Origin of the sequence: Arachidicoccus sp. BS20, assembly GCF_001659705.1 — a bacterium.
Classification (GTDB): Bacteria; Bacteroidota; Bacteroidia; order Chitinophagales; family Chitinophagaceae; genus Arachidicoccus.
Genome location: NZ_CP015971.1, coordinates 262,801 through 282,634, shown reverse-complemented (window position 1 = coordinate 282,634; position 19,834 = coordinate 262,801). Strand labels below are relative to the sequence as shown.

19 protein-coding genes and 11 tRNA genes are annotated in these 19,834 nt (G+C 38.7%); 12 read left to right on the top strand and 18 right to left on the bottom strand.

Going from position 1 to position 19,834, the window contains the following annotated elements; translation table 11 throughout:
• The first annotated feature begins 185 nt into the window (after positions 1 to 185).
• From A9P82_RS01310 to A9P82_RS01280, 7 genes are all read left to right on the top strand, one after another.
• Positions 186 to 1,202, top strand: coding sequence for a sensor histidine kinase (locus A9P82_RS01310; RefSeq protein WP_066203316.1), 1,017 nt, complete (start codon positions 186 to 188; stop codon positions 1,200 to 1,202).
• Positions 1,199 to 1,960, top strand: coding sequence for a LytR/AlgR family response regulator transcription factor (locus A9P82_RS01305; RefSeq protein WP_066203313.1), 762 nt, complete (start codon positions 1,199 to 1,201; stop codon positions 1,958 to 1,960). The genes A9P82_RS01310 and A9P82_RS01305 overlap by 4 nt, the downstream gene beginning before the upstream one ends.
• A 94-nt stretch (positions 1,961 to 2,054) precedes the next feature.
• The gene (locus A9P82_RS01300) at positions 2,055 to 2,822 is read left to right on the top strand and encodes a sterol desaturase family protein (RefSeq protein ID WP_066203310.1); all 768 of its coding nucleotides are present in this window, start codon (positions 2,055 to 2,057) and stop codon (positions 2,820 to 2,822) included.
• Positions 2,823 to 2,927: 105 nt separating this feature from the next.
• Positions 2,928 to 3,254 carry a hypothetical protein gene (locus A9P82_RS01295; protein WP_066203307.1) on the top strand — a complete coding sequence of 109 codons (327 nt, stop codon included), beginning with the start codon at positions 2,928 to 2,930 and terminating at the stop codon, positions 3,252 to 3,254.
• A gap of 35 nt (positions 3,255 to 3,289) precedes the next feature.
• Positions 3,290 to 3,667, top strand: coding sequence for a hypothetical protein (locus tag A9P82_RS01290; RefSeq protein WP_066203301.1), 378 nt, complete (start codon positions 3,290 to 3,292; stop codon positions 3,665 to 3,667).
• 36 nt (positions 3,668 to 3,703) lie between these two features.
• Positions 3,704 to 4,075, top strand: a complete 372-nt coding sequence (locus A9P82_RS01285) for a hypothetical protein (protein WP_066203296.1) — start codon at positions 3,704 to 3,706, stop codon at positions 4,073 to 4,075.
• 44 nt (positions 4,076 to 4,119) lie between these two features.
• Entirely contained in the window at positions 4,120 to 5,211 is a 1,092-nt protein-coding gene (locus A9P82_RS01280) for a serine hydrolase domain-containing protein (protein WP_082915157.1), read from the top strand.
• 137 nt (positions 5,212 to 5,348) lie between these two features.
• On the opposite strand, the gene A9P82_RS01275 is transcribed toward A9P82_RS01280, so the two are convergent.
• The 17 genes from A9P82_RS01275 to polA form a co-directional block, all read right to left on the bottom strand.
• Positions 5,349 to 5,825 (bottom strand): ribonuclease H-like YkuK family protein, encoded by a 477-nt coding sequence (locus A9P82_RS01275; protein ID WP_066203290.1) that lies wholly within the window; start codon positions 5,823 to 5,825, stop codon positions 5,349 to 5,351.
• Between the two features lie 26 nt (positions 5,826 to 5,851).
• Positions 5,852 to 5,923: transfer RNA gene (locus A9P82_RS01270), tRNA-Trp, on the bottom strand.
• Positions 5,924 to 5,931: 8 nt separating this feature from the next.
• A tRNA-Phe gene (locus tag A9P82_RS01265) sits at positions 5,932 to 6,004 on the bottom strand.
• 3 nt (positions 6,005 to 6,007) lie between these two features.
• Positions 6,008 to 6,093 (bottom strand) — tRNA-Ser (locus tag A9P82_RS01260).
• Between the two features lie 180 nt (positions 6,094 to 6,273).
• Positions 6,274 to 6,345, bottom strand: a tRNA-Asn gene (locus A9P82_RS01255).
• 6 nt (positions 6,346 to 6,351) lie between these two features.
• Positions 6,352 to 6,425 (bottom strand) — tRNA-Lys (locus A9P82_RS01250).
• 84 nt (positions 6,426 to 6,509) lie between these two features.
• A tRNA-Ile gene (locus A9P82_RS01245) sits at positions 6,510 to 6,584 on the bottom strand.
• A gap of 7 nt (positions 6,585 to 6,591) precedes the next feature.
• Positions 6,592 to 6,662, bottom strand: a tRNA-Met gene (locus A9P82_RS01240).
• 83 nt (positions 6,663 to 6,745) lie between these two features.
• Positions 6,746 to 6,818 (bottom strand) — tRNA-Ile (locus A9P82_RS01235).
• 6 nt (positions 6,819 to 6,824) lie between these two features.
• Positions 6,825 to 6,897 (bottom strand) — tRNA-Arg (locus A9P82_RS01230).
• A gap of 9 nt (positions 6,898 to 6,906) precedes the next feature.
• Positions 6,907 to 6,977: transfer RNA gene (locus tag A9P82_RS15345), tRNA-His, on the bottom strand.
• Positions 6,978 to 6,986: 9 nt separating this feature from the next.
• Positions 6,987 to 7,058: transfer RNA gene (locus A9P82_RS01225), tRNA-Gln, on the bottom strand.
• Between the two features lie 74 nt (positions 7,059 to 7,132).
• Positions 7,133 to 7,270, bottom strand: a complete 138-nt coding sequence (locus A9P82_RS15340) for a hypothetical protein (RefSeq protein ID WP_156522575.1) — start codon at positions 7,268 to 7,270, stop codon at positions 7,133 to 7,135.
• Positions 7,271 to 7,959: 689 nt separating this feature from the next.
• Positions 7,960 to 8,445, bottom strand: coding sequence for a glutathione peroxidase (locus A9P82_RS01220; RefSeq protein ID WP_197492204.1), 486 nt, complete (start codon positions 8,443 to 8,445; stop codon positions 7,960 to 7,962).
• Between the two features lie 211 nt (positions 8,446 to 8,656).
• Entirely contained in the window at positions 8,657 to 10,060 is a 1,404-nt protein-coding gene (locus tag A9P82_RS01215; protein ID WP_066203283.1) for a hypothetical protein, read from the bottom strand.
• A gap of 58 nt (positions 10,061 to 10,118) precedes the next feature.
• On the bottom strand, positions 10,119 to 10,805 hold the full coding sequence (locus A9P82_RS01210) for a ComF family protein (RefSeq protein WP_066203282.1): 687 nt from the start codon (positions 10,803 to 10,805) through the stop codon (positions 10,119 to 10,121).
• A gap of 347 nt (positions 10,806 to 11,152) precedes the next feature.
• Entirely contained in the window at positions 11,153 to 13,975 is a 2,823-nt protein-coding gene (gene polA / locus A9P82_RS01205; protein ID WP_066203278.1) for a DNA polymerase I, read from the bottom strand.
• Between the two features lie 91 nt (positions 13,976 to 14,066).
• On the opposite strand from polA, the gene A9P82_RS01200 reads away from it, so the two are divergent.
• The 5 genes from A9P82_RS01200 (at position 14,067) to A9P82_RS01180 (ending at position 17,355) form a co-directional block, all read left to right on the top strand.
• A complete protein-coding gene (locus A9P82_RS01200) occupies positions 14,067 to 14,645 on the top strand; it encodes a hypothetical protein (protein ID WP_066203275.1) in 579 nt (192 codons plus the stop codon).
• Positions 14,646 to 14,821: 176 nt separating this feature from the next.
• Positions 14,822 to 15,694 (top strand): carbon-nitrogen hydrolase, encoded by an 873-nt coding sequence (locus A9P82_RS01195; RefSeq protein ID WP_066203272.1) that lies wholly within the window; start codon positions 14,822 to 14,824, stop codon positions 15,692 to 15,694.
• Between the two features lie 27 nt (positions 15,695 to 15,721).
• The gene (locus tag A9P82_RS01190) at positions 15,722 to 15,970 is read left to right on the top strand and encodes a hypothetical protein (protein ID WP_066203270.1); all 249 of its coding nucleotides are present in this window, start codon (positions 15,722 to 15,724) and stop codon (positions 15,968 to 15,970) included.
• Complete coding sequence (locus tag A9P82_RS01185; RefSeq protein WP_066203267.1) at positions 15,958 to 16,290, top strand: hypothetical protein; 333 nt, start codon at positions 15,958 to 15,960, stop codon at positions 16,288 to 16,290. The genes A9P82_RS01190 and A9P82_RS01185 overlap by 13 nt, the downstream gene beginning before the upstream one ends.
• 24 nt (positions 16,291 to 16,314) lie before the next feature.
• Complete coding sequence (locus A9P82_RS01180; protein WP_066203265.1) at positions 16,315 to 17,355, top strand: agmatine deiminase family protein; 1,041 nt, start codon at positions 16,315 to 16,317, stop codon at positions 17,353 to 17,355.
• A 51-nt stretch (positions 17,356 to 17,406) separates the two neighbouring features.
• Here the strand turns inward: A9P82_RS01180 and A9P82_RS01175 are convergent, their stop codons facing one another.
• Positions 17,407 to 19,812, bottom strand: a complete 2,406-nt coding sequence (locus A9P82_RS01175) for a TonB-dependent receptor (RefSeq protein ID WP_066203263.1) — start codon at positions 19,810 to 19,812, stop codon at positions 17,407 to 17,409.
• Positions 19,813 to 19,834: the final 22 nt, after the last annotated feature.

Genomic DNA, 19,834 nt, shown 5'->3' with positions numbered 1-19,834 from the left:
CAAAAAATATTTTTTTGTTATAAAGTCTAAAGATTTTAAAAGATGGTTGAAACATTTAAAAATATCATGGCTATAATAATTCTGTATGTTATAAAAATCAGTAAACATTTCACTCCCCTATTTTGCAGCTTTGCCGTTCCTCTTTTCCGTTATACAACCAAAATAACGGAACTTTACTTTATAATATGAAGCAGCCTTTGACTTTAAAAGTAATTGTGTACAGCGCGCTCTTTATCACGGCTGTCATGTGTTTACCGCAATTGCTGCGGCAGCAAAGCAATAGCCTGCGCAGCATTTTAATTCCTTTTAATTGGAACGAATGGGTAGTGCGATTGATTGTTGAATTTGGCTTTTGTATGAGTATTTTTTACGCCAATAAAAAATATATTCATTCCTTTAAAAGCAATCTTGCACTCTTTAAAAACGGTGCTCTCTTGCTTAGCAACATCGGGCTTTTATTGCTGTTTACGTTTATTGGCGGCGGCATCAGCCGCTTGTTTGTACATAGTAAATTCTTTTGGTTCAACGGTTATTTGTTTCGCCTTACAATTACCTTGTTTTTTATTCTTGTTGAATTAAAAATCATTTCAGCTTTATATTATGCTGCACAGAAAGAGAAAGAAAATGAACAACTGCGCAACATCAATACGCAGATGGAACTGGAGATTTTGAAACAGCAAATCAACCCGCATTTTTTGTTTAACACATTAAGCAGTTTGTCGGCTGTAATACGCGAAAATCCTGCAAAAGCACAGGATTTTGTTTCGCATTTATCAAAGATTTTCCGTTACTCTTTAAGTAATAAAAATCAGCATTTGGTAACGCTTGGAGAAGAATTGGAAAAACTAAATTCATACATTGAACTGACGACTATGCGCATGGAAAATTCTTTCCGGCTAATCAATAATATCCCGAAAAATTTTTACAACAAACAATTGCCGCAAACAAGTTTACTGCCTTTAATTGAAAACGCTTTAAAGCACAACATTGCGACCAACGAAAAACCTTTGCTCGTAACCATGAGTGTGGGTAATGATGAATTAATTATTGCCAACAATCTTCAACCGAAAGCGTTTCCGGAAAGCGGCACGGGCATTGGCTTGACAAATTTGAACGAACGCTTCCGCATATTGTTGCACGAAGAAATTACCATTATAAAAACAGATACATTTTTTACTGTAAAACTTCCGTTGAAAAAATGATACGCATTGTAATTGTTGAAGACGAGCCTGCGATTGCACGCAACTTACATTTCATGCTGAATGAAATCGAAAAAGTGCAATTGCTGGAAACTATTGCCAATACTGAGTTTGGGGCGAAATGGTTTGAAGAAAACACCGGAAATTACGATTTGGTTTTTATGGACATTCGTTTGAGTGACGGCTTGTCTTTCGATATTTTTAATAAAACAAAAATTACTGCGCCGGTCATTTTTGTAACGGCTTACGACGAATACGCACTTGCCGCTTTTAAAAGCAACGGTATCGATTATATTCTTAAACCTTTTGATAAAAAAGATTTGCAAGTGGCTTTAAACAAGTTCAAAACGCTTACAAAATTTGATGCTTCGCAGGGAAACGAAAATATTAGTCACTTGCTGAAAGAGTTAAAACAAACGCAATACAAGCAATCTTTTCTGGTGCATTACAGGGAAAAATTAATTCCGGTTGCGACCAATGATATTGCCTATTTCTACACGACCAATGAAGTAACGCACGCTGTGCTGCACGACAAGCGCAAACTGATTGTGGACTTCACATTGGAAGAATTGCAACAGCAGTTAAACCCGCAAAATTTCTTCCGTGCCAACAGGCAATACATTGTTCAAAGAAGCGCGATTAAAGAAGTAGAATTTTATTTCAACGGAAGATTGTTGCTGGTTATCAATCCTTCGCCCGAAGAAAAAGTTTTGGTCAGCAAAGCCCGCGCATCGGAATTTAAGGAGTGGATGAATCAATAATTTCAACCCTCGTTTTTTCAGCCTCACAGGTTCTGTTGTTTTTGTCTTTAAATAGTTGCGCAACCTTTGTGTTATCATTTAAAAACAAAGTATCGTGGAAAGGCATTCTCACAAATTTATCATTTACGGTTTTCTTTTATTATTGATTACGGCTGAAATTATCTGGAGCTGGCGTAAGGATAAAAAGGCTTACGGCATTAAAGACACTTTTGCCAATCTCTTTATTTTCGCGGGTTTCCAGTTGTCGAAGTATGTGTTTGCAGGCTACCAGCTTTTTGTATTGAGTATTGCATCCCGTCATTCGGTTTTTCGTATTGAAAATAATATTGGGTCGTTCATTGGTTGTTTCGTCCTTGCCGATTTTATCTATTACTGGTTTCATCGCGTTTCGCACGTATGGAAACCGATGTGGGCGTTTCATCTTATTCATCACAGCAGTCCGTATATGAATCTGAGCGTATCTTATCGCTTGAATTGGTTCAGCGCATTGATAAGTCCGGTGTTCTTTCTGCCGTTGGCATTCATCGGATTTTCACCGGAATTTATTGCAGGAAGTTATGCGTTGAACTTGGTGTATCAGTTCTTCATGCACACAGAATTGATTGGTAAACTTGGGAAAATAGAAGGCATTATTGATACGCCTTCCGCTCACAGAGTTCATCACGGCAGCAATCCTATTTATATAGATAAAAACTTTGGCGGTGTGCTGATGATTTGGGACAGGATTTTTAAAACCTATCAGCCCGAAACCGAAAAGCCTCGTTATGGCATTACCACAGGCTTCATCAGCAACAATCCTTTTGTGCTTGTGTTCAAGGGCTTTGCAGATTTATTCAGAGGGAAAATGAAATACAAAGGATAGTTCAACCCTTTGTTTGTCAGCTTCGGCGGCAGCTGAATAACTCGATAGAAAACAGATAGTCAAATTTGTGTTCATTAATTTATTAATCATAAAAAGCTATTTAAAATGAAAAAAGTAATCTTATCCTTAATCGTGCTAATTGCAGCAACCGGGCTTCACGCGCAAACTGTTGTAGTCATTCATCGCCCTGTTATAGTTGCACCAAGAGTTGCAGTTAAAATGGGACCTGTGGTAGCAACTACTCCATTGCCTGCGCCCGTAGTAGTTGCACCTCGTCCGGCGGTTGTGGTAAAACCCGCAGTAGTTGTAGCACCAAAACCTGTTGTGGTTCGTCCAATCGTACATCCTGTTGTAGTCGCACGTCCTGTGATAGTGCATCCTGCGCCGGTAATTGTGCGCAGAAGAACAGTAGTTGTACGCAGGGTTTATTAATTATTCTTATTCATTCATCTTAAAAAATAAAAAAAATGAAAACAACAATTATTTTAAGCATGGGCGCCGCAGTATTGTTAAGCATTTCTGCCAACGCACAAACATTTAAAACCAATCGTGCCAACAGACAAGCGAAAAGGCAAGCGAATGCTCAAAATATTCACAACGCCAATATTGCCATTCATAATAATAACGTGGCAACCTATCAGACAAATAAAAATAACAGACAAGCGGCTACTGCAGACGGTGTATTGTCCAAAGACGAAGTAAAGGCAACTTATCAAGCAAACGCTCAGAACAGGCGAAATACTGCCAAGACAAACAACTCAGTTAAAAATGAAACTATTGAATCTAATAGAATAAATCGCCGCAATACTTTTAAAGTAAACAGAGCCAACAGACATCAACAATAAACTTAAATTCTCAACATTCATTAATTAAATTTTTTTATGAAAAAGAATACCATCCTCAGAAATTTGCTTTTCTCATTTTGCCTGCTCATCGGCATTCAAACTTTCGCCCAGCAAGATTCAACAGCAACGAAAAAGCTGACGGATAAAATGAAAACGGAACTTTCCCTTACCGATAAACAATATAGCGAGGTATATGCGATTAACCAGAATTTTATCAGTCAATTGCAAGCGTTACAATCTTCCGGCGGCGGACGGTTTGCCAAACTCAAAAAGATGAAATCCATCGCTAATAACAGGGATAAACAACTGAAACAAATTCTTACAAGCGAACAATATCAGGCATTTGAGAAGAATAAAGCTGCCAACAGAGAAAAAATGAAAGAAGCTTACAAAGCACGAAAAAAGTAAATACATTCCATAAACATTAATTTACAAAACACTCAAAAAAAAAAATGAATAGGATACTTATTTACATCTCTTATATGGCTTTATTGATAACCTCTTGTAGCAATAAAGATGACACACTTAAACCGCCCGCAGGCTCAACAGGAAAGTATGATTTTTCTTCCGTTGACCAATATCTTGTCGATAATTTACCTGCATACAATAATCATGTTGCCGTGCTTGTAATGCAGGACGGACAATTAATTTATAAGCAGCAGTTAGGATTGAGGGCGGACAGAAAACTGCCTATTGCATCAGCCTCAAAATGGTTGTCGGGGGCAGTCATCATGTCGCTGGTGGATGAAGGAAAATTATCATTGGATGATACCGTGGGCAAATATCTGCCCATATTCACACAATACCATAAAGGCAACATTACTATACGCCAGTTGTTTTCGCATACTGCCGGCTTTGAAGGAGACATCGGCGCAGACGATTTATCATCAAAATATGAATACCGAAAAGACCTCTCACTCGAACAAGTTGTGGATTCTATCGCAGTGTATGAACCATTAATAAATGCGCCCGGAGCTGCCTTTAATTACGGAAGCACGAGTATGCAAATTGGCGGACGAATAGCAGAAATTGTATCGGGAAAATCGTGGCAGGAATTGTTCAATGAAAAAATAGGCATTCCTTGCGACATGCAGGCGGACTATAGAAAAATGAGTACGGAAAATCCCTTGCTGGCAGGCGGTGTAGCCACAACTGCAAACGATTATATCCATTTTCTTGAAATGATAGTCAATAAAGGAATGTATAACAACAATCGCGTATTAAGCGAAAATGCCGTCAATCTGATGGAGCAGGACGAAACGCACGGCGCGGAAATACAGACAACGCCTTATCCTTCCAATCCGCTGACTTCGCCGCAGGTATCGCCGGTAAGGTATGGTATCGGCAACTGGATGGATGTTCTGGACAGCGCGGGAAATGTAGTGGAAACCAGCAGTCCGGGATTGTTCGGCACGCATCCCTGGCAAGACTCAAAACATCATATCGCGGGTATTATTTTTACATTTACCACTCCTAAGAAGAGTAATGCCGTGAGTTTGGAGATAAGAAAAATGATAAGAGATATTGTGGATAAAAATGAGTAGTTATAAAAAATAAAAGAGCAACCCATATTCGCTTGGGTTGCTCTTAAACAAAGATTGTAAAGAACAATTCACAGCAAAATCTATCTATCCCATTTCAAGAGCGAATCTTAGGAGAATAATTTCAATATTCCCTATTATTAATGCACCATTTTATCGGCGCAACTTGAACTGGCAAAAGCGTGCGGCTTGGCTTTGAAAGCAAAACCCATTCCCCAAATATAACCCATTGCTTCTTTTAATGCGGTGTTGCTTTTAAAGTTCGGATTGGTATTAATATCTGCATGAATCTCCATTTCTACATTAAAAGCAATAAACAGCTGGCACAAGCTGTAAGCAGCGTCAATGCTGCGTTGCACCTCTTCCAGCATACGTTGTTTTACAGGCATTTTGCGTTGCACGGTTTCGTTGCGGATGTACATAAAACCGCCTTTGCCTTCGCGCACAAAAACAATTACGGTAGCAAATTCCACACGCCTGTTTTTTACCTGGCTGTCCGTGCCAATGCACACACGCATTTTGTTGCCTGCATCGCGTTCTTTCATCAACGCTTGTTTTATTTCTTCTTCAATCGGTCGAGGAATAATTTCGCCGTTGAATTTTCTCCATTGTTGCATAATACTTCATTTAAAAATATGTGTCGCACGGGCTGAAAGACTCGAACTTTCATCTTCAGTTTTGGAGACTGAAATGCTTACCATTGCACCAAACCCGCATTAGCAGTGGCGCCCAAAGGACTCGAACCTTCTTTGCCGGATTTTCGGTCCGGTGCATAGACCATCTCTGCCAAAGCGCCATGCGGAGAGTAGTGGATTCGAACCACTGCGCCGAATAAACGACAATTGTTTAGCAGACAATTGCAATTAACCACTCTGCCAACTCTCCATTGTGTGAGTGATAAGATTCGAACTTATTCAGCGCAATGCACTTGTTTTACAGACAAGTCCAACTCTCCCGCGTTGGCGCACTCACATTATTTCATTTTGAGTCGTGCAGAGGACTCGAACCTCTTTCTTTCGATTTGCAGTCGAATGCATACGCCATGTCTGCCAGCACGACACTTTGCGGATAAAGAAAGATTTGAACTTTCAACCAACGCTTTAACAAAGCGCTGCTCTGCCGTTGAGCTATTCATCCTTTTTGTTGGTCCGATGAGATTTGAACTCATATCCTCTTGATTAAAAGTCAAGCGCTGCTACCATTTGAGCTACGGACCAATGTTGCGTTGCGACTGTCGGATTCGAACCAACAACTTTCACCATGTAAGGATGAATTTCTTCCTTTGAATTGAGTCGCAATAGTGATGACTGAAAGACTTGAACTTTCAACCTGTATCGTATCAGGATACTGCTCTTAACCAATTGAGCTAAGCCATCATATTTGTTGCGGCTGCAAGATTCGAACTTGCATCTAAGGCTTATGAGACCTTCGAGTTGCCGTTACTCCAAACCACAATTTTGCAGATGAAGAAAGACTCGAACTTTCATCTTCCCATTAGAGGCAGGATATTTTTCCCTTAAACTATCCATCTGTTTTGTTGGCTTGAGCAGATTTGAACTGCTAACCTTTTGCGTATAAGGCAACTGCTCTTACCATTGAGCTACAAGCCAATTTCGCCGGCTTAGAAAGATTCGAACTTTCATCTCTGCGTTCGTAGCGCAGTATTTTTATCCGTTAAACTATAAGCCAATTTTATCGGTTGACTTCGGGATTTGAACCCTGTTCCTCACTTTCACAGAGTGGCGCTTTACCACATAAGCTAAAGCCAACATTTTTTGTTGTTGAGATTGGACTCGAACCAATATCGTCAGTGTCAAAAACTGATATGCTTGCCATTGCACCACCCAACAATATGTGCAGCAAGGGTCGATACCTTGCCGCCTTTCATCATGTGTCACTACAAAAGAAAAATTCTTATAAAAATTTATTCAAGTCGCAATTCCGCCCTGTATCTTTTCGCTTTTTTGTTGATGCTTCTCCTCTGCATCAAATTCAGCATTTTAATGGTTCTGGCTTCGCCAAAATGTTTTACCAATGTCTTAATCAAAAAATTGTTGTTCATATTTTGTTCCTCCTTTTTTCATTTTTTTGAGCATAAAAAAACCGGTCGTTTTTTGCGACCGGTTTTCTCTGTTTCCATAAAACATGATTGTTCTATGTACGGATATCTTCCGGTCGCGGATGAATGCAATTACCATCATACTTTTCTATGCACACAATACTTCTGCACAACGGCGCACACCAAAGGCTTTGCACTGATAAAGTCGACTCAATGCACATCGTAAATCGTGTATGTCGTTTCTGTTGTTGCATTATTTTTTTTATAATATTTTCTTTCATGTAAAAATAAAAAAGCCTCGCAAAAATGCGAGGCTTCTAATATGATTGAACTAAGTTTTTTCAACTTTACTCAACAGCACAATATGCCCCGCAATAGGAATAATCCGTCATCGGACTAAACCAATATGCCAATTCTTTATGTAGCGACTTGCGTTGCATGATGAGTGATGAAATTTTTTCTTTTGCAGGGCAAAGATGAAATTATTTTTTTGAAGTTTCCAAATTTTTTTAGAAAAATTTTTTCAAATCATATTTTCAATTCCAAAGAAAAAACGCTGAAACTCCCTTGTAGTGAGGATTTCAGCGTATGAAAAATTATTTTAAATTTTTAGCAACTAAATAATTAATTTAATTACAAAGAAAGAAAAATAAAAACTAAATAATTAGTTTTAAATAATCATTCTAAAAAAATCATTTCAAATAATGTACAATCTCATCGCTTTCAGGTGTAACTTTTGAATCGAAATGCTGCAACAAATTGCCTTTCGGGTCAATCAAAAATTTGTTGAAGTTCCAACTGATGGTTGCATCTAAAACACCGTTTTCAGACTTCTGTGTCAAGTATGCAAACACAGGCGTAATGTTTTTTCCTTTCACATCAACGCGCGTGGTCAAAGGGAAAGTAACGCCGTAATTTTTCTGACAAAAAGCGCTGATGGAATCGTTATCGTGAAACTCCTGGTCGGCAAAATCTGCGGATGGAAAACCTACAATCACGAGCTTGTTTCCATAATCTTTATACAACTGTTCCAAGCCTTTGTACTGCGGCGTAAAACCGCAATGCGATGCAGTGTTTACCACCAAAATATACTTGCCTTTAAACTTTGAAAAATCAATTTTTCCGCCATCGAGCGATTCAATTTTAAAATCGTAAATCGATTTTTTGTGTCCGTGCATAACCGTTATTTTTGTAAATGAAGAGAGGCTTATTAATGTAATAAGCACAACTCCGAAGAGAAATAATTTTTTCATTTGTGAAATGGATTTTGTTTCTCCAAAATTAAAGCAATAAAAAGTTATGCAATTCTTAAAACCTTAAAGCCCTTTATTGCCTTTATTTATATCGCGTTTGTATAAATCTATAAAGAGTTGGGAGTAAATTATCATTCTAATTTTTAAATTCATAGCAACCGACTGTCGTTTTTTGTACATCGCGCTGTTGTCCCAAAATGTCCGTCTTTACTGCATTTGGTGCGGCTGTACCTATGGCGGGCGAAGTTGATTGCAAACGAAAATCGTATTCATTTTTTTGGTTATCGATATTCAAAAATTGCGGGTCGGCATTCTGAATACTGTTAGAAAAAGTAATCCCCGAAAGAGTCGAACCTGCCTTATACAAACCATATCCGAATTTTAAAGAAAAGTTTGCCCCACCCTGTTCATCTGTTTTAATTTCATCAGCCTGGTTATCATCGCCGTAAATGATACAGTTAATAAAAGTCGCCTGCAATACAGATGCAGCGGCGGTTTCAGCATTATTCTCAATAACCAAAGAAGGATTATTATGAATTACATAATCATTGCCATAACCGGCAAGTGTGCAATAGTTGAAAGAATAGCTGCCACCATTTTCCAATACAACCTGAACATTTGAATTTGTAATCAAACAGTTTGTCGCGCTTACGTTGGAGTTACGCAAGTACAAAGCCGCATAATCATGATTGGTTAATATACATCCGTTTAAAATCAGTCGTGATATGGATTCAGGGGAAGCTTTCATTGTATCAGCAATGCCAACAAAAGCATTCTTAACGGTCACATTGTTCAACACATTCCCTTTGCTTGACGCACCAAAATTAATGCCGCGCCACTGGTTGGTCATTTCATTATAATTATAATCAAGCCTGTCATTGGTAAATACAATTCTGCTTGCCGTATCACGTTCTCCGTTGGCAATTAATTTGCCGTCCACTTCAAAGATGGTGTTTGCATGGCAATAAATTTTCGTTCCCTTCTCAATCGTCAGTGTTGTATTACTTACAACCGTGGTATTTCCAAGCAGGACAATCGGTAATTTATTTTTCCAGACAGTATCGTGATTGATTGTTTGTGCATTCATAAAAACAGCATTCTGTCCGTAAGCCTGCAACTGGACAAATTGCTGATGTCCGTTGTAGGAATAACCAATACTATCGCTAACCACAAAAGGATTGGATACATCATTCGGATTAATGTTCACGGCAACAAACACATACAGGCTGTCGCCGCCTGCCAAATCGATATTTTGAAAATCTGTTCCGGCATTTCCGTTTACATTGATTTTAAAATAAGAATTGCTTCCACCCGATAACTTTATTTCATCAATATGAATACCTTCTTTATTAGGGTTAAAAATTTTGAACCGCTGCGTAACAGAACCAACCGAAGTAAATACCGTATCGAATGAAAGCGTATCACCGCCGAACGGCAATTGTACATACAAATATGCATCAGGACTTGATGAGAAATTTTGTTTGTCGCAAGCCGCCAATAACAAGCAGCTCAAACAAAACAGCATGATATATTTTTTCATTCGTTTATTTTTTGGGATTACAGCAAAGGCTACAATGACACGTAAACATACTCTCATTTTATTCAATTGCATACGCCGCAGTTGCGATACTCAGCTTTGTATCTTGTACTTTCAAAATTTCGCTGCCGCAAACTTCAAGTGTTGCACCGGTTGTCAAAACATCATCGATTAGTAAAACGTGTTTTCCCTGTAAAATATTATTATCTTTGGTCTTAAAAATATGCTGCATCGATTGCCAACGCAGTTCGCGTGTTTTATGTGTTTGTGTTTCGGTGTGAACAGTACGTTCAAGCACTTTTGTGTTCATCGGAATTTCTAATTCTTCCGACAGTTGCTCGCCTATTATAATTGCCTGGTTGTATCCGCGCTGCTGCTCGCGTTTTTTGTGCAACGGCAAAGGCAGAATCATGTCAATTTCTTTGAGCCAGTCTAAATGTCGAAGATTATTTGCCAACAAAGCGCCCAGCAGCGTTCCGGCGTTTTTATTGCTTTTATATTTCAAATCAAAAATCAACCGCTGTACTAAGGAATCTTTTTCATAAAACAGTAAACTTCCCGCGTGTTCGACCTTTATTCTTCCGAAGAAAATTTCTTTTACAGGATTATCATCCGTTTGGAAAAAATCTGTGTAGGGTAATTCATCCATGCATTCTACGCAAAGCACTTCTTCATTTTCCAGCAATGCATCGCAGCCCACGCAATAACGCGGATAAATCATATCGAGCAGGTCGCGGAAAAGGGGCATTGAATTAATTTGAAAATGAGAGAATTTGTGAATTTGAAAATATTGATTTCAAAGTTCGCAAACAAATGATATATAAAATCCAGATTCTTTAAAATTAGTGGCGATTGAATAACAACTAAAATCTATGCTCGTCATTTCTGCACAAGCGTCAATCTGAATTTAACCACATGGAATCACAGGCATAAAACTATGAGTCTATGTGGTTTTACTAATTTATGCTTTATGTTCAGATGCCAAAACAAGTTCGGCATGACGTTTCAACGTAGCCAATTTGATGACTATATTCATTATTTTATGATACGCAATTTCATTTTCAAATTCTCAAATCATCCAATTTTCAAATTGAACTAATGCGCCTCCAACCAATTATTTCCAATGCCCACTTCCGCTTCCACAGGAACATCATTGGGCAAAAGCAACGCGTTGCGCATATTGTATAAAACAGCTTCTTTCACTTCTTCAATTTCATCTTTTACAACGTCGAAAACCAATTCATCATGCACCTGCAAAATCATTTTAGACTGGAGCTTCTTTTCGCTGAAAGCCTTGTCAATCTTAATCATCGCGAGCTTAATCATGTCCGCTGCCGAGCCCTGAATAGGCGCGTTAATGGCAATGCGTTCCGCAAAACCGCGCACTGTAAAATTAGCGGAATTAATATCGCGGATATGCGCTTTACGACCGAGCAACGTTTCAACATAACCATGCTTTTGCGCAAAAGCAACCGAGTCTTCCATGTATTTGGCAATGCCGGAAAATTCGGTTTTATAATTATCAATAATTTCTTTTGCTTCGGTACGGCTGATGCCGAGATTTTGTGCCAGACCGAAAGCGCCTTGCCCGTAAATGATGCCGAAGTTCACGCTCTTTGCTTTGTATCGTTGTTCTTTCGTAACTTCTGCAACGCCCACGCCGTAGACCTTTGCAGCTGTTGCAGCATGAATGTCTTCTCCGCTGCGAAACGCATCGCCCATGTTTTTATCGCCACTGATGGCAGCCACCACGCGCAGCTCGATTTGCGAATAATCGGCGCTCATCAACACATGATTTTCATCGCGCGGAATAAATGCTTTGCGTATTTCTTTTCCGCGTTCCGTGCGCACGGGAATATTTTGCAAATTCGGATTGTTGCTGCTTAAACGCCCAGTAACCACCAGCGTTTGATTGTACGAAGTATGCACTCTGCCCGTTTTCGGATTAATCAATTGCGGTAATGTGTCCACATAAGTATTTTTCAATTTTGTGAGTTCACGGAACGCAAGAATATCATCTGCAATCTTGTGCTGCACGGCAAGTTTCGTCAATACGTCTTCGCCTGTCGCGTATTGTCCTGTCTTGGTTTTCTTGGCTTTCGGATCGAGTTTTAGTTTCTCAAACAATATTTCGCCCAATTGTTTAGGCGATGCCAAATTGAATTTTACGCCTGCCGCTTCATACACATTATCCTCAAAAACTTTCGCATCTTTTTCCAGGACAACGGAATAATTTTTCAAAAAATCAACGTCAATCTTAATGCCCTCAAACTCCATGTTAGCAAGCACTTTGACTAAAGGAATATCCGATTCATTAAACACTTTTTCAACCTCATTTTCTTTTATCAATGGTTCAAAAGCTTCTTTCAGTTGCAAGGTAATATCGGCATCTTCGCCGGCATACTCCGCGACTTTCGGAATTTCCACGTCGCGCATATTGCCTTGATTTTTTCCTTTTTTCCCAATTAGTTCTTCGATGTGAACAGGTGTGTAATGCAAATATTTTTCGCTCAGTAAATCCATTCCGCGCCTGCCTTCCGGCTCAATCACATAATGCGCCACCATCGTATCAAAGATGTTTCCCGCGAGTTGTTTACCATACCATTTGATGACAATTAAATCGTACTTAATGTTTTGCCCGACCCACAGAATATTTTCATTATTAAACAATTCATCGAACAAATCGAGTTGCTGCTGCGCTTCTTCTTGGTTGGCAGAAATAGGCACATAAAAGGCTTCGTGTTTCTTTACCGAAAAACTGAGTCCGACCAATTCCACATTGTTCGGGTCTGTGCCTGTTGTTTCCGTATCAAAACAAATTTCTTTGTGAGATGAAAGATTTTTGATTAATGATTTTATTTTTTCTTCCGTATCAACAACCTCGTATTTATGCGGCGTATCATTAATTGTTTTGAAAGAAGATACTGTTTCAACTTGTGCTTCTTCTACGAAATTTTTCGTAGTTTTTTTATTATTTGATTTTGTTTCAACGGCGTTGCCGAATAAATCTGTTTGTATATTTTCAGGTGCGGCAATGGTAAAACTGTCACCCAAAATTCTTTTACCTAAGGTCCGAAACTCAAGCTGTGAGAAGATTTCAGCCAATGCCTCTTTGTTGTAATCGCTTACGCAAAAATCTTCTTCGTGAAATTTTACAGGGACATCTGTGATAATCGTAGCCAACTTTTTAGATAAAATTGCATTCTCTTTTCCCGCGCGTACCTTCTCTCCCAATGCGCCTTTGATATTATCCGCATTGTCCAAAACATTTTCCAGCGTGCCGTATTCTTTCAACAATTTCGCCGCCGTTTTTTCGCCCACGCCGGCAATGCCGGGAATATTATCCACCGCATCGCCCATCAATCCGAGAATGTCAATTACTTGTTCTACACGCTCAATATTCCATTTTTCACAAATCTTTTCTGCCGTCAAAATTTCTTCCTTGTTGCCCATGTATGCAGGCTTGTAGATAAACACATTCGGCTTGGTCAAAAGCTGTCCGTAATCTTTGTCTGGCGTAACCATGAACACTTTGTAACCCGCATCCGCCGCTTCCCAAGCAAGCGTACCGATAATATCATCAGCTTCATAACCGTCGCTCTCAATCACGGGAATATTGAAGCCGCGAATAATCTCTTTGATGTCGGGAATGGACGCGAGCAAATCTTCGGGCGCTTCCTGTCGGTTGGCTTTATAATGTTCAAAATCGGTGTGGCGTTCTGTGGGCGCGTGCGTATCGAAACACACCGCCATGTGCGTGGGTTTGTACTTATTCAGCAGCTCCAGCAAAGTATTGGTAAAACCGAATTGTGCATTGGTATTTTTACCTGTAGAAGTAACGCGCGGATTGCGGATGAGCGCATAATACGCACGATAAATCAACGCCATCGCATCCAGCAAAAAGAGTTTTTTTTCCATGGGGCTAAGGTAGGGGAAATTGGGAATTGAGATTTATGAATGATGATTTTATTGATAAGCGTTGATTATATTTGGCAAAGAATATTTTATTATGATAAAAGAGTTTATCCAAAAAAGAGGATTTAATTACAGGAAATTTTTCTTGTATTCAGATAAAATTATTGTCGAAACTAAGTCTGTTCGGAAGATTAATAAATACGAAGCCAAACTTGATAGAATTGGTTTTAATATTCATTATCAAGCTGATAATGTTATGGCAGGTAAAATATTTTTATGGGTTTGCATCGCATTACCCATGATTCTTACCGTAGCTGAATTATGGGAGCATAATATTGACGTGAGAACTTTGATTATTTTCTATGTAATTTTTTTAATCCTAATTCTTACCAATTTTTTAAAACAGCATCAGGACGATATTTATTTAACGGGCGGACAAATCAATTTAGTTTTTTATAGGGCAATTCCAAATGAGCAAGAGGTATTAAATTTTATCTCACAGATTGTGAGGGTATCAAAAGAATATTTGAAAGAAAAATATACGCAATTTGATGACTTTACAAAAGAAGAAATATTTATGAACCAGCTTCGGTGGCTCTTAGATAGAGATGTTATTACAAATGAAGAATATAATAATATCGTAGAGAACTTTAAGATAAAAAGGTTATTATAAGTGATAGAAGACCTTTGCCTTTGGAGTTCTCTTTAACAAATAATTTTTGCCGTCGGTCAAAAGATACAACAACGGCATAATATTATTCCTATTTTACTTTACAATTAACAAACAAAATCCCGCTCCACGCCTCGTATATTTTCACTAATTTTGCCGTTCAAAATTCGGTAAGAAAAATGGCAAAAGTACAAGTTGGTTTGGTGCAAATGTCCTGCGTTAAAGACAAAGCGGCGAACCTGCAAAAAGCAATTGAAAAAGTAAGAGAAGCTGCTGCAAAAAGCGCGCAAATCGTGTGTTTGCAGGAGTTATTCACTTCGTTATATTTCTGCGATGTGGAAGATTACGAGAACTTCAAATTGGCAGAAGCAATTCCCGGATCTTCGACAGATGCCTTGAGTGAAGTTGCAAAAGAATTAGGTGTTGTGATTATCGCTTCGCTGTTTGAAAAACGTGCTGAAGGTTTGTATCACAACACGACAGCCGTTTTGGATGCCGACGGAACTTATCTCGGCAAATACCGAAAAATGCACATTCCCGACGACCCTGCTTTTTATGAAAAATTTTATTTCACGCCGGGCGATTTGGGCTATAAAATCTTTCAAACAAAGTTTGCAAAAATCGGCGTGTTAATTTGTTGGGACCAATGGTATCCCGAAGCGGCGCGCATCACAGCTTTAATGGGCGCAGAAATTCTCTTCTATCCTACGGCAATCGGTTGGGCAACTTCGCAAGACGAAGCCACGAATGAAGAACAATACAACGCCTGGCAAACCATTCAGCGCAGCCACGCTGTTGCCAACGGCGTTCATGTTGTAAGTGTGAACCGCGTCGGTTTTGAACAAGACGGATTGATGAAATTCTGGGGCGGAAGTTTTGTAAGCAATCCTTTCGGAAGCCTTATCTACAAAGCTTCTCACGATAATGAAGAAACGACCGTTGTGGAAATTGATACAAAAAAAACAGACCATTATCGCACGCATTGGCCCTTTTTAAGAGATAGAAGAATTGACAGCTATCAGCCGATTACGAAAAGATTTATTGATGAGTAATTTTGTAACTTTACAAAAACAAAGTTTATGGACACAATTGTTGAAATAGATAAATTGGAAATCGCTAAATGGCTCATCAATTTGGAAGATAAAAGTACTTTGGAAAAGGTTGCTCGCATAATGAAAGAAAGCAACAAACCTAAGTACGATGCGGCTTACGAAGCAACATTGTCCGATAAAGAAAAGGTTGTGTATTGGCAGGAAGTCGGTATTTCCGGCGAAGAATTTTTTAATAACGTTATAGAACATATCAGGGCATGGCCATGGAAAAAATAATTATTTACTTGCCCGAAGTAAGAATTTATTTTAATGATTTAATGGATGTTCTCTTTAAACAAGAATACTTTGGGTTTATGGATAGTGCAGAAGAATATGTGCTTAAAATAAAAAGTTTTATAGAAGAAAATATTGCAACTTTTCCAGCAAAAAACACGCCTGTCGAACTTCAACAATACGGCGAAAAATATTTGACGTATAAAGCTAACGAACACACAAGTTGGTACATTTTCTTTTCGCAAATAGAGCAAAATTATTTTATAAAATTCATTACCAACAATCACACAAGTTTGGCTGCCAAATTGAATATCGATTATTAATTATTGAACACTGACTATTTCTACATGAATCCGACTCCCAAAGAATTAGGTTATTTTTTCCCTGCTGAATTTGAAAAACATTCCGCAACATGGCTGAGCTTTCCACACAAAGAAGAAAGCTGGCCCGGAAAAATCGATAAGGTTTATCCGTATTATTCCGAGTTTGTAAAATTACTTTCGCAAAGCGAAAAAGTTTGTATTAATGTAAACGATGAAGCAATGAAAGCCTTTGCAGTCGGGCATTTCGAGAAAGCGGGCGTTGATTTATCGCAAGTAGAATTTTTCATTCATCCGACAAATGATGCGTGGTGCCGCGACCATGGTCCTGCGTTTATCATCAATCAAAAAGAAAATAAAAAAGCAATTGTTGATTGGAATTATAACGCATGGGGAAATAAATATCCGCCGTACGATTTGGACGACGTGATTCCTACGTTAATTGCGAAAGATTATAACATTCCTGTTTTTTATCCCGGCATTGTGATGGAAGGCGGCTCTGTGGAATTTAACGGAAAAGGAACGTTGCTTACTTCAACTTCGTGTTTGCTCAATCCAAACCGCAACCCGCATTTGACGCAAAAAGAGATTGAAGAATATCTGGTAAATTATTACGGTGTTGAACAAATTCTTTGGGTAGACGAAGGCATTGTAGGCGACGATACAGACGGACATATTGACGACACTATCCGCTTCGTAAATGAAGACACCGTTTTGACTGTTGTTGAAAAAAATAAGAGCGACGAAAATTTTAGTTTATTGCAGAACAATTTAAAACAACTGCAACAAATGCGCTTGCTGAACGGTAAACAATTAAACATTGTTGAGCTGCCAATGCCAGATGCCGTTATTTGGGAAAATCAGCGTCTGCCTGCATCCTACGCAAATTTTTATATTGCCAATAAGTTCATCATTGTTCCAACTTATCGTTGCAAACAAGATGATGAAGCATTGCAAATTATTCAGCAATATTTTCCTACGAGAAAAGTTGTAGGCATAGATTCTACGGAAATTATTTGGGGCTTGGGAAGCTTTCATTGCCTGAGCCAGCAAGAACCTGCGATATAAAACAAAGGCGAATACAATTGTACTCGCCTTCTTCTTTTTCATAGATAAGCCTTATAACTTTATATTCACTCCTACCATATAATTCGTTCCCGCCATCGGGAAGAAATAATTCCAATTGTTTACTTTACCTTTTTCATATTCAGGATATGTGTAACCGATAGAGTTATACTTTGTATTAAACACATTGTACACCGACCCAATGATGCTTAACTCTTTAAAGAAATTAGTTTTTATTGTATAAATAATTCGTGCATCCTGATTATAATATGCCGCCACGATCCTGCTGCTATTCTGTGTATTATCCATATACCTGCGGCCGACATATTTGCTTATTAAACTCAATTCCAGATTTTTAAAAGGCAAAATATTAATTGTTCCTGCTCCTACAACGCTCGGCGAAAGCGCAATATCTGTGTTGTGATGCTGCTCTGCAACCTGCGGCAATTCGTTCCAATCTGCATCGTAAGCATTGTAATATGCCGTGAAATCTTTTATCTTATTTCTGCTGAAACTCAGGTTGGCTGCGGCATTCAGCCAATTCGAGAATACATATCCGCCTTGCAGTTCAATGCCCGCGCGATAACTGTTCGGCACATTGATGCGCGTTGCTGCGCCTACGTCATTCAGCTTGCCTGTTAATACCAATTGGTCTTTGTACAACATATAATAGAGATTAATTCCCCAATTATATTTTGCTGCTTTTTTTTCTGCACCCAATTCAAAATCGTGTAGCTTTTCAGGTTTTGGCTGATTATCCAAGCCTGCTTCATAATCATCTCTGCTCGGTTCTTTATTCGCCAAAGCGTAGGACAGATAAGCATTGTAGCCGTTTCTTGTATAGGATATTCCTGCTTTTGGATTAACAAAATTAAACTTGCTTTTTCTGATTAATTCCGGGTCATCCTCAAATCCGTAAATATGATACCATACATTTCTGTATTGAACATCGGCATACAAATTCCAATATTCGTCAAATGTGTGCAGCCATTTCAAGTAAATACTTTTATCGTATTTGTACGCAGGCACATTGTAATATTCATAATCATTTGCAACGCCGCCGTTTTGCGCCCAAATTACATTGCCGTAATGTTGTCCATCGTAGTTTGTCCACGCACCGCCGAAAGTGAGTTCATCATTTGTATTTTTATATTGAAGAGAAAATGTTTGTCCGTAAAAATTATTCTTCAACCATTTTTGCCTGACCAAATCCGTTGAATAAGTTGTATCGCCAGAAACTGAGACAGGATAAGGGATTCCGTAAGATGAATAATCTGCATCCGTTTTATATTCTTCGTAATATCCGTAACCATGCACGAGAAAAGAAGTAAGGTTAAAACTAAGTTTCTCGTTAAACCGATGGGTAATAAAAAGCTGGTAATGCGACTGCCAATAATTATCCGTTTCGTTTTTATAAAAAGTAGAATCGTTGATGTAGCCAAGTTCATTGTAAGTTCTGTCCGTTGGCAAAATATCTTCGGAAACGCCGTCCCAGGCTTGATACGTTTTTTCTTTGCCTGTAATAAAATTAAACCGCACGGTTGTTTTCTTTCCGATATATGCCGTTGAGAAAAATAAAGATTGAAGATTACTCTTTGCCCTGTCGATATATCCGTCGCTTGATATATTGCTCAAACGCACGTCAGCCGTGAATTTGCCATCAACCAACCCTGAACCTGCGGCAACAGTATTTTTCCATGTATTGAACGAACCGTAACTGTTGCTGAATGTTGCATAAGCGCTGTCATGCACTTCATTGGTACTCAAATTTACGGTTGCGCCAAAAGCGCCCGCGCCGTTTGTAGAAGAACCTACGCCGCGCTGAATTTGTATAGAACCAACCGAAGAAGCCAAATCGGGCATATCTATAAAATACACGCCCTGGTCTTCTGCATCGTTGTTTGGAATACCGTTAATCGTAACGTTGGTGCGCGTTGCATCTGAACCGCGAATGGTAATCCCCGTGTAGCCAATGCCGTTGCCTGCATCGGAATTAACCACAACATTCGGTGTTTGATTTAAGAGAAAAGGCAAGTCTTTTCCTAAATTATTTTTTTCGATTTCTGCTGCGGAAATATTTGTTTTTGTAAAAGGCGATTTGTCGCTCGCACGCACAGCACGCACTTCCAGCGGTTCAAGCTCTTGTTGCGAATCGTTTAAAACATAGGTTTCATCAATATTTGAGCTATTGACTAAAATATTCGTTGCATAAATATTTTTCCCGGTATAAGAAATATTGAGTTTCCATTTTGTATATTCTTTCAGGGAAGAAAAGGAGAAAAAACCATCATCGTTACTTGTCGTTTTTAATACTTGTTTCGTTGAAACATTTTTCAAAAGAACCGTTGCATTTGCCAAAGGCTGCTGCTGTTCATTTAAAATTTTTCCGTTAAAACTTACCTGTGCAAAAAGTACGTTGGCAACCAATGCCAACACGAAAGACAATAAAATCCGTTGCATAATTTTTTTAAAAATTAAGAAC